This window comes from Mycolicibacter arupensis (assembly GCF_002086515.1).
In the GTDB taxonomy this organism is placed as follows: Bacteria; Actinomycetota; Actinomycetes; order Mycobacteriales; family Mycobacteriaceae; genus Mycobacterium; species Mycobacterium arupense.
In genome coordinates, this window is the sequence record NZ_MVHH01000032.1 from 39,795 (window position 1) to 50,707 (window position 10,913).

Sequence of the window (10,913 nt, forward strand, 5' to 3'; positions counted from 1 at the left end):
TGATGCGACCGGGGTCGGCTCAACCAAGATGTGCCCCATGGCCGCCGGCGGCGACCCGCTCCAACACCGATTTCAGCACGGCCAGATACCGCGCCACCGATTCGTGGGCCTGCGGGTTGTCCGGGAACACCGCGGTGGCCGCCGTCTCCTCGCCGACCCGGATGACGTACACCGACATCTGATAGGAGTAGCGGCCGTCGCTGTACACGCCGATGTTGAGGTCATCCAGACCGGCGGCGATCAGTGCCGACAGCGGGGCCGCCCCGGCGTCGAGGAAGTTGACGACGGGAAAGTTGGGCGGTGGCTTGTCCAAGGTCGGCACCAGCTCCCGGACCCGCTGGTAGGGCACATCGGCCAGGGTTCGGCCCGAATCGAAGGACACCTGCGCGGATGTGGCGGCGTCGGCGAACGAACTGTCCCCGACCTCGACGGTGATCGGGATCAGCCCGGTGAACCACCCCAACGTCAGGTCATCGTCGGGAGACCTTCGGGTGTCCCGCGGGGTGAGCCCGTAGTAGGTGCCCTTACCGGTCAATTCCTGCTGAGCCAGGCCGCAGCACGCCAGCACGCCACCGATGAAGCGGGCGCCCGCGTCGGTGCAGACGGTCTCGAAGTCGACGGTCTGCTTCTCCCCGAGCATGCTCACCGTGACCATGGCCGCGGGGCACGGCTGCGTGGGGTCGCCCAGCGGCAGCGGGAAACCGGGCAGGGTGTTCCCGTTGCTCTCGGCGAAGGACCGCCAGGCCGCGATCTCGGGAGACTCCAGCGTGAGGGCAGAGGTGAACTGGTGCTGGCGAATACAGAATTCGCTGTAGTTGCCCGCGGCAGGCAATTCCAGGGGTGCGCCGCCGGCCACCAGGGCGTTGTACATGAAGTAGAGCTCCATCAAAGTCACCCCGGCGACCGCCGCATCGACGTGCACGTGATCGATGCTCGCGAAAAAGGTGAAGTGGCTCTTGCCCTGAATGATCCCGAACCGGAAGCAATCCCACTGCAAGGGATCCGGCGTCTCGTTCAGCAGCTCGCGGACCTGGGGCAGCGTCAGTTCGCCGTGGTCGACGGCGACGAGCTGGATGTCGGCGGGGTCGTCGATGACGTGTCGGATGAGGCGCCCGTCGTCGGCGTGCTCGAACCAGCTGCGGTAGGTCTCATGCCGTCGAACGTGGGCGTTGATGATGTAGTCGATGGCCCGCCGGTCGCAGCGGCCCGCCATGTCACAGCTGAGCACCATCAGACGCGAATAGTCCAAACCCACGGCGGTCTGGTCGATGTACCCGCGAATGTGTTGCTCCTGCATGTAGCTGGCCGGAACCGCGTTGACCGGCGCCGCCTGCGCGACGGCCAGCGCCGCGGCAGACGGTTGCCACACCACGGTGGGCCCAGGCTCGGGCTCCCAATCTGACAGCGTCCCCAACGCCAACGGCCCTACACGCAACATCTGCTCCTCTGTTCACGGCGAACGCACTTCGGCTGCCAACCCACGGCGGCGGCCCGCCCAGTCCCCCTACCCGACATCGACGGGCTCCTGCTGCTCCACACGTGCCACCAATTGGTCGCACACATACCGGGACAGGCCACGGACCGTGGTGAGCTGGGCCGGTCCGGCGCGCACGCCGGTCTCGGTCTCGATGCGCGTCCGAAACTCCAAGCTGGCCAGCGAATCCAGGCCGTACTCCGGCAACGGTCGATCCGGGTCGACGGTGCGGCGCAGCAGCAGACTCATCTGGTCGGACACCAGACGAACGATGGCGCCAAGCCACTCGTCGCGCGGCGACTGCTTCAACTCGGCAAGGAATCGCTCGGCGTCGGGACTGCCCTGGCGCACCGCCTTGAACGCTTCGGCGAACCGGCTGCGGTGCGCCAACGCCGTCAGCCATGGCGCACCGCTGACCGGCGCGTATCCCGAATACGTTCGGCCATAACGCAATACCGCGTCGAGAGCACGGGCGCCTTCGGCATAGCTGATCGCGGCGCGGTCCTCCGCGCCGCGATCAGTGGCGCCGGCGGGCCGGGCCCACGGGCCCCAGCCGATCACCGTTGCCGACAGGCCTTGGCGCCGTCGCCAGTGCCCGAACGCATCGAGCCAACTGTCCGCGGCGGCCGTGGCCCCGTGCCCCGGCGACCCGATGAGCGCCGCCGTCGAGGAGAACACACAGAACCAGTCCACCGGCTGCGCAGCGACGCCTTCCCTCAGAGCCCGGTGAAGGTTCACCGCGCCGTCGACCTTGGGCGCCCAGCAGCGGTCGATGAGGTCGTCGGTGACCTCGACCAGTGGGGCCTGCGCAATGGCGCTGACGGCATGGAGCACGCCCCGCACCGGCAGGCCAGTCGCGGTGGCCACCTCAACCAGCCTGCTGGCCGTCTCGGGGTCTGCGATGTCGCCGTGCACCAGCTCGACATCGTTGCCGGCCGCGCACAGCCGCTCGATGACCTGGAGGGCGTCGTTGTCTGGTGCCGCGGGCCCGTTCAGCACCAGCCGGCCGCAGCCCGCCGCAGCCATCTCGGCTGCCAGGTACATGCCGGGGCCCGCCGTGGCTCCGGTGATGATGTAAGCGCCGTCGGCCCGGTAAGGCTGGGCCTGCTCCGGCGGGATCACCGCGATGGACTCACCGCTGTGCGGTGCGTCGATCACTACCGTTGCGGCACAGTCGCTCTCGGCAGAGTGCTTCCGGTCCCCGGCGATACCCAGCAGCGGCTGGTGAAAGGTGGGCGGCATCGGTAGCAGCCCTTGGGCTATCTGCTGATAGACCGTGGTCAACAGTCGCTGGACGGTGTGTGGATGGCTGTGTGCCAGCGCCGCCACGTCGACGACGTGCAGCGACAGATTGCGCCGGAAGGGCAGCAGGCTCAACCAGCTGACCTCATCGACGTCTCCCGCGCTCAGCTCGACGAACCGGCCGCCGTGCCCGAGCACGTCGATTCCGGCACGTCGCGCCGGTCCCGACAGGCAGTTGAGCACGACGTCCACCCCGCGTCCGCCGGTGTCCTGCTGGATCCGGTCAGCAAAGTCGGCGGTGCAGCAGTCATAGACGTGCTCGACACCCATGTCGCGCAACCGTTGTCGCCGCTGCGGAGTGTCGTCGGTGGCAAAGATCGCGCAGCCGGCCGCGCGGGCTACCGCCAGCGCCGCCTGACCCACGCCGTCGGTCGCGCGGTGGATCAACACCGTGTCGGTCGGCGCGATGCGCGCCAAGTCATGCAGGGCAAGCCATGCCGTGGCGTATGCAGTCGGCAGCGCGGCGGCCTCGGCCAACGGCACCTGCGCAGGCAGCGTGGCCGTGAGGCGGGCATCGCAGGTCACGAACGTGCCCAGCCGGCCCTCGGCAGAGATGCCGGCGACGTGGTCGCCCACCTGGTGTCCGGTGACCTCGGCGCCGACCGCGGTGACCACACCGGCGAAGTCGGCCAGCCCACCGACGTTGGCCAACGCGTCGGGGATGGCTCCGGTGGCCGTCACCGCCACTTCGATCTGCCCGGCCGCCGGCGCGGTCCGCGGGAGGGTGACCAGTTCCCACGTTGCATTGGCGCTCGAGTGTCCCCAGTGCAGGCACACACCGTCGCGTCCGTGCTCGACCACGGTGGTTCGCCGGTCGGCGGGGCCGAAGGGACCGGGGCGCAGCCGCGCGGTGTACCACGCGCCCGCACGCCATGCGGTTTCCTCTTCTTCGGATCCGCTGCGCACCTGCGCGGCGACCTGCGCGAGATCCTGCCCGGCGGTGTCGCTGTCGAGGTCTATCCCGGTGATTTTCAGATGGGGATGTTCGGAGTCGATGACCCGCATCAGCCCACGCAACCCGGCCTGCTCGAGGTTGATCCGATCCGCCGGCTGCACGGCGGCGGCTCCTCGAGTCACCACGTACAGCCGGGGCGCTTCCCCGGGCAGCGTCGCCATCTGCCTGACCAGCTGCAGCAGACCCGCCACCACGTCGCGGCCGCGTTGCGGTGACGCCGAACCGCCCTCAGCGGCTGGGGTGATGACGACTACCCCGTTGCGGCCCTCGAGTGCGCCGTGCAGCGCATCTGCGGGCTGCGCCTCACGGTGCTGCGGGAACGCCACGACGTCCGACTCGCCGTGAGCACCGGCCAATGCGGTGGCCAGACCGGTGGCCAGCGGATCGGCCGCATCAGCCATATTCAGCAGCAGCCAGCGTCCCGAGCCGGCCGCACCGGCATCGGGTGTCTCGCGACGCTGCCACTCGATGGTGAGAAGCCGTTCCTCGAGGGTGCGCTCGGCGGCCTCCCGCTCGGTTCCGCCGGCGACGAATCGCAGGCCTTCGGCGCGCAGCAGCACCGCACCCGAGGCGTCCAGCAGCTCCAGGTCTGCTTCATAGGCGTCGGCCCCGGTGGCCGTCACGGTGCTCAGGCAGTAGCGGGCGTCCCGGATCAGGGCATAGCGGCGCAGCCTGCGCACGCTCACCGGCTGCAGCCCCGCGCCGTCGGCCCCACGCGGGGCGTCGGGCCGCAGGGCCACCGAGCGGATGCACGCCTCCAGGAGCGCGGGGTGGATGTCGTACAGCGCCTGCTGGGCGCGCAACGGCCCCGGCAAGGTGATCTCGGCAAGCGCGGTGGCGCCCACGATGTGCTGCGCCGATCCGTAGCGGATCGCCGTCACGCCGGCGAAGGCGGGACCCTGGTGAATGCCGTGTGCACCGGCTGCCTTGTGCAGCTCGGCATCATCGATGCGCGCGGGGTGCGCGGCCAGCACAGCGGTGATGTCGCGCGCCGCCGGTTGCCCGACGTCGGCCGCGGCGTGCAACACCGCGGTGGCGCAGCTCAGGCGTTCTCGATCCTGGTGCGTGGTCACGGCGAAATCCAGGACGCCGGGGGGGACGCCCACCACTGCCCCCGAGGACACCGGCGTCTGCTCGTCGAGCAGCAGCGGCTGGGAGAACCGCAGATCACGCACCTCGGCCGACTCGCCCAGGCTCATGCGGGCCGCGACCAGGGCCATCTCGCCGTAGGCGGCGGCGGGCAGCGTGGCCGTGTTGTGGATCCGGTGATCGGCCAGCCACGGGTGTGCCACGGTTCCGGCGTCGCCTTGCCAGACGTGGCGTTCGGGCTCCTCCAGCAGGTGAACGTGGGCTCCCAACAAGGGGTGGACGGCCTGGACGGCCGCACCCCGCGGGGCGGCATCTGCGCTCTCCCTGCTCAACAACAGCTGCCGGTGGTCCCAGCTCGGCAGAGGTGCCTCCACCAGACGTCCCGAGGGGTAGTGCGCGGCGAAATCTATCGCGGTTCCGACGCTGTGCAAGTCGGCGACGAATCCGCGCAACCCGGTCCAGGCGTGAGCTTCCGGTTCACTGGGGGCCGCGGCCAGTGCCGCGATCTGGGTGTCGAGGCTGACAGCATTCTGTTCGATGGCCGCCGCGAGATCCGAGCGTGGCGCCAGTTCCCCGAACACTCGGAAGCCGTCCTTGATCGCGGCCTGCACGGCCGCGGCGAACCGCGCCGTGTAGCGCAGGTTCTCCGCCCAGTAGGCGCCGTCAAAGGCCGGTCGGTCGCGTGGAGCCCACAGCGTTGCGGAGAAGTACGGGATTTCGGGTGGGCTCGGTTGTAGGTCGCTGAGATCGCGTGCCAGATCCTCCAGGATCGGCTCGACCTGCGGCGAATGCGCCGCGGCGGTGGCGGCCACCTCGTATGCCGCAACTCCCTGCTGTTGCCAGGCCGTCACCAGATCACGAACGGCTTCGGCGTCACCGCCGATGGTGGTCGACACCGGTGACTCCACCACGGCAAGCACCGCGCCGGACACGTCGCGGATGGAGAACTCCGACAGCACCTGCTGCGCAGGCAGTTCCACGGTAGCCATGGCGCCGCTGCCGGCGATTCGCGACAACAGCCGGGACCGGCGGGCGGTGACGCGGATTCCGTCTCGCAGGGTCAGCCCGCCGGCCACCACGGCCGCCGCGACCTCGCCCAGCGAATGACCGATAACCGCGCCGGGTGTGACTCCGTAGGCCTTCATGGCTTCGGCCAGGCCGACCTGGATGGCGAAGCTGGTCAGGTGCAGACGTTCGACCTCGGCCGGCGGCGCCTCGACGGAGATCGCTTCGGTGAGCGAGAAACCCGATTCTTCGGCGACCAGCGGCTCCACCGCGGCGATCGCAGCGGCGAAGGCCGGGTCCGCGATGAGCAGCTCCGCCAGCCCAGTCCATCGGGCGATGTGCTCGGCGAACACCCACACCGGTCCGTGGCCATCGGGCCCGACGGCGGGCTGATACGGCAGGTCGTTCTCGGCGATGTGGCGCAGCGCCTGGCCCAGCTCCCCGAAGTTGCTGGCCGCCACGGCCGTTCGGATCGGCCGGTGCGCCCGGCCGCGGGCCAGTGTGTAGCCCAGATCAGCCAGGTCGGCACCGGTCAGTGCGGTGCCGTGTTCATCGATCCAGTCCGCCAACCGGGCCGACGTCTGCCGCAGTTGCTGGGCCGAGGTCGCCGAGATCGGGAAGAGCAGCGCCGGCTGGGGATCCTGCGGGGACGCGGGCGGTGAGTCCGGCAGCGCCGGTACCGGCGACTGTTCGACGACGATGTGCACGTTGGTGCCCGAGAGACCATGCGCAGAGACCACCGCCCGGCGCGGATGGTCCGCCGGTGCCGGCCACGGGGAGTTCTCCTGCGGCACGACGAGGTTGGTCTGTACCCGCGCCAACTGATCGGGCAGCCGGGCGAAGTTCAGGTGTTCGGGCACCGTGCCGCGGTCCACCGCGAGAATCGCCTTCAACAGTCCCAGCGGCCCCGAGGCTGCCTGGCAGTGCCCGAAGTTGGCCTTCACCGATCCCAGGAAGCAGGGGGCGTCGGCGCCGTAGACCGCGGCCAGTCCCTTGTATTCGGCCCGGTCTGCGTCCGGGTTGCCCAGCCCGTGGGCTTCGACCAGACCCACCGTCGCGGGTTCCACGCCCGCGGCGGCCAGCGCAGATCGATAGACCGCGATCTGCGCCTGCTCCGAGCGTTCTGCTCCCAGCCCGGCACTTCCGTCGTGATTGGCCGCGCTGCCCCGCAGGACGGCCAGAATGCGGTTCTGGTCGCGGATGGCCTCCGGCAATCGCTTGAGCAGCAGCACCACGCAGCCCTCGCCGGCCACGTATCCGTCGGCGTCGGCATCGAAGGACCGGCACCGGCCGGTCGGCGACAGCAAGCCCTGCTGCGAGCCCGCCACCGAACGATGGGGTTCGAGAATCACCGACACGCCACCGGCCAGCGCCAGGTCGCTCTCGCCGACCTGCAGGCTCAGGCACGCCTGGTGAACGGCCATCAGACCGGAGGAACACGCCGTGTCCACCGTCAGGGCCGGACCGTGCAGACCCAGTGCCTGAGAGACCCGAGCGGACGCAAGGCTACTGCTGGTCCCGGTGAAGCCGTACGGCCCCTCGGGGGCGCCGTGTTCGGCGGACAGCACCTCGTAGTCGCTGTGCGTCAGGCCGACAAAGACTCCCGTCTGCGAACGCGCCAGGGTCGACGGGTCAAGGCCGGCGTGCTCGACGGCTTCCCACGAGGTCTCCAGCAACAGCCGGTGTTGCGGGTCGATCGCGATGGCTTCCGGCTCCGTCATCCCGAAGAAGCCGGCATCGAAGGCTCCGACGGTGTCCAGAAAGGCGCCCCACCGCGACACCGATCGGCCCGGCACACCCGATTCCGGGCCGTAGTAGGTGTCGGCATCCCACCGGTCAGCAGGAACCTCGTCGATGAAGTCGGCTCCGCGCAGCAGGGCCTGCCAGAACTGCTGCGGCGAGTCGATGCCGCCGGGAAGCCGGCACGCCAAACCGATCACGGCGACTGACGAAGTAGACGGACTCGCAGGGGAAGTGAGGGGGGTAGTCATCGCGTTCGCGAGATTACAGCAAGGTCACCCCGCGATTAACATGTCGGTAGACCCCAGTACGCTTATGTGGCCGCAATCTCACTATTTATGTCCTCGGGGTCTTTCGGGGACCGGATGGGCACCATCGCGAGGAAGCCCGCGGCCAGCACCACCAGCAACCCACCGAGCCCGGCCCGGTCGGCACCGAACAGGTCGACGAAGGTGAAGAACAGCGTGGGGGCCAAGAACGTCGCCGCCCGGCCGGTGGTGGTGTAGAGACCAAAGGCCAGGCCCTCTTTGTCCGTGGCGCTCATCCGCAGGAGCAGGGTCCGCGCCGACGACTGCACCGGGCCGATGAACAGGCACAGCAGCAGCCCGCACACCCAGAAGGCCAGGGGGCCCGAGAGCACCAGCAGCACCACGCCGACCGCGATCATCGACGCCAGCGAGCCGAGAATCAGCGGCTTGGACCCGACCGGCTCGTCAAGCAGCCCACCCAGCGCCGCCCCGATCGCCGCCACCGTACTGGCCGTCACGCCGAACAGCAGCACATCGGCCGCGGAGATGCCGTACACCTTGACGCCGAGCACCGCCCCGAACGCCACCACGCCGGTCAGCCCGTCCCGGAAAACGGCGCTGGCCAACAGGTAGTAGACGATGTTGCGGTCACGACGCCATTCGGCGATCAGGTCGGCGCGAAGCTGCCGGAACCCCCGGACCGCGCCGTCCGGCAGCGCCGCCGCCGACTCGTCGACCATCGGGGCCGGCGACTTTCTCAGCAGGGGCAGGGCGAACAGCACAAACCAGGCCGCCGTCAGCAGCATCGCCGCGCGGACGTTGACTCCGTCGGCCTTGGGCAGGCCCAACAGCCCGGCGTTGTCCCCGTCCCCGGCGATGAAGCCCACGTAGACCAACAGCAGCAGTGCGACGCTACCCAGGTAGCCGGCGGCCAACCCGAAGCCGGAGACGCGGCCTGCCGTGGCCGGCGTGGTGACCGAGCGCAGCATCGCGTTGTAGGGGACGGTGGCCAGGTCGCTGCACGCCGCCGTCACAGCCAACAGCGCCAAGCCCGCCCAGAGATAGCGCGGGTCGTCCCGGATCAGACTCATCGATGCCGTCAACGCCGCGACCGTGCCGCTCAGAATGATCAGCGCCAGGCGCCGTCGCCGAGGATCGGTGATCGAGCTTCCGGTGAGCGGGGCCAGCAAGGCCACCGCGATCCCGGCGACGGCCATCGCCCGCCCCAGCCAGCTCGCCGAGGACTGGCCGGCGCTCGCCCCCACCGAGGCGGTCAGGTAGACGGAGAAGACGAAACTGATGGTTATCGCGTTCAGGCCGGTGGCGCCACAGTCCCACAGCGCCCACGCCAGCCACGGAGGTTTCCGCACGGGCACAAACCCTATAGCCGACCCACCCCCGCCGGCTCCTCGGTTCTGTGCTGGACCGGTGCAGCCGGTGCCGGCCGCAGCCGGGCGGGCAGCCACGGCGGCGGCGCGTCCGGTGCCTGATCGAGGACGCCACCGGCTGGATCATCGACCCACCCGTGCTCTCGCACCAGGTCCAGCTGGGGGCGGTAGATCTGGCGGATCACCAGCGCGCACAGCACCAGCACCGCGAGGTCACGCACCAGCACCGTGGCGGTGAACCACTGCTCGGGCAGGCTGCGGTCGGAGACGCTGTAGAGGTAATACATCCGCGGCACCCAGACCAGGGCATCGATGGTCATCCAGACCAGCAGCAGCCGGCGGTGCGGCAGCGCCAGCACCGCCAGCGGCACCAGCCACAGCGAGAACTGGGGGCTCCAGACCTTGTTGGTCACCAGGAACGCCGCAACCACCAGGAACGCCAGCTGCGCCACTCGCGGCCGGCGGGGCGCGGTCAGGGCCACATAGCCGATGCCGGCGCAGCACAGCGCGAACAGGCCGGCCACCACGCCGTTGAGCACCATCGGGGGCTGCCACATCCCCAGGTCGCCGTCGAAGCCCTGCCAACCGGTCAACGATCGCACCACGTTGTACACCGAATCCATGTCATCGCCGCGACGGGAGTTGAGCCGGAAGAACTCGCTCCAGCCGCGGGGCGCAAGTAGCAGAACCGGCAGGTTCACCACCAGCCAGCTCAGCGCGGTGGCCACGACCGTGCGCCTGACCTCGCGGAGCCGCCCGGTGCGCAGGCCGAGCAGCACGAGGGGAATCAACAGCAGCAGCGGGTACAGCTTGGCGGCGGTGCCCAGGCCCAACAGCACCCCGGCCATCGCCGGCCGGCGACGCGCCCAGGCCAACAGGCCCGCCCCCGCGAAGGCGGTTGCCAGGGCGTCGAAGTTGGTGAAGATCTGGAAGATCACCAGCGGTGACGCGGCCACCAGTGCCGCATCCCAGATCCGCCGTCCGGCCAGTGCGGCCGTGGACCACACCGTCGCCAGCCAGGCCAGTGCCAGACCCAGCGCGACGATGTCGAAGAACACCACCACTTCGGCGACCCCCGACAGCGCCGGAACCTTCACCACCTTGGTGATCGCCGTATAGGTCTTGGCCAAGGCCATCGCCGCGTATTGATAGAGGCCAGTCAAGACCGGATATTCCATGTAGCGCACGGCGGGCAGGCCGTCGTAGCGCGTCTGCTCCTTGCCCGAGGAGTCCTTCTCCACCCAGCTGGACCGGTAGGGGAATTTGCCCTGATCCAGCAGTTCCGCGGTGTAGAGCGGGACGACATCGGAGTAGCACAACTGGAAGTACGCCCGCTGGTTGTCCCAGTTGGCCACCCGCTGGTCCGGGCTGCCACTGCCGGCGGTCTGCAGGCAGGGCGACTTGGTGGTCCAGCCCAGCGCCAGGAACACCAGCGCGATCAGGAACATCACCCGCAGGGGCGTCATGAACCGGGTCCGCCCGATCAGCGCGTGCCGGCCCACCGGCCCGCCGATGGTGTTCGACAAAGCGTGCCCGACGGGATCGGTGCGGCTGGGCAGGTCACGGTCGTCGGCGCTGCGTAGGTCAGCCGCCAATCGCCGCGGTGCGCGCACCGTACGTTCGGTCGCCTCCTGGGTCACGGGAGAGCCTCCGGCGCCGGGGGAGGCGGCGGAGGCTCTCCCGTGACCCAGGAGGCGACCGAACGTACGGTG

4 protein-coding genes are annotated in these 10,913 nt (G+C 69.7%); all 4 read right to left on the bottom strand.

What is annotated here, in order from left to right; genetic code table 11:
• Positions 1–19 precede the first annotated feature (19 nt).
• The 4 genes from BST15_RS14655 to BST15_RS14670 all read right to left on the bottom strand — a co-directional run bounded on the left by BST15_RS14655 (position 20) and on the right by BST15_RS14670 (position 10,841).
• Entirely contained in the window at positions 20–1,438 is a 1,419-nt protein-coding gene (locus BST15_RS14655) for a condensation domain-containing protein (protein ID WP_109370744.1), read from the bottom strand.
• A 66-nt stretch (positions 1,439–1,504) separates the two neighbouring features.
• Complete coding sequence (gene pks2, locus BST15_RS14660) at positions 1,505–7,816, bottom strand: sulfolipid-1 biosynthesis phthioceranic/hydroxyphthioceranic acid synthase (RefSeq protein WP_046188559.1); 6,312 nt, start codon at positions 7,814–7,816, stop codon at positions 1,505–1,507.
• Positions 7,817–7,878: 62 nt separating this feature from the next.
• The gene (locus BST15_RS14665; RefSeq protein ID WP_234708239.1) at positions 7,879–9,183 is read right to left on the bottom strand and encodes an MFS transporter; all 1,305 of its coding nucleotides are present in this window, start codon (positions 9,181–9,183) and stop codon (positions 7,879–7,881) included.
• 11 nt (positions 9,184–9,194) lie between these two features.
• On the bottom strand, positions 9,195–10,841 hold the full coding sequence (locus BST15_RS14670) for a glycosyltransferase family 87 protein (protein WP_198528290.1): 1,647 nt from the start codon (positions 10,839–10,841) through the stop codon (positions 9,195–9,197).
• Positions 10,842–10,913: the final 72 nt, after the last annotated feature.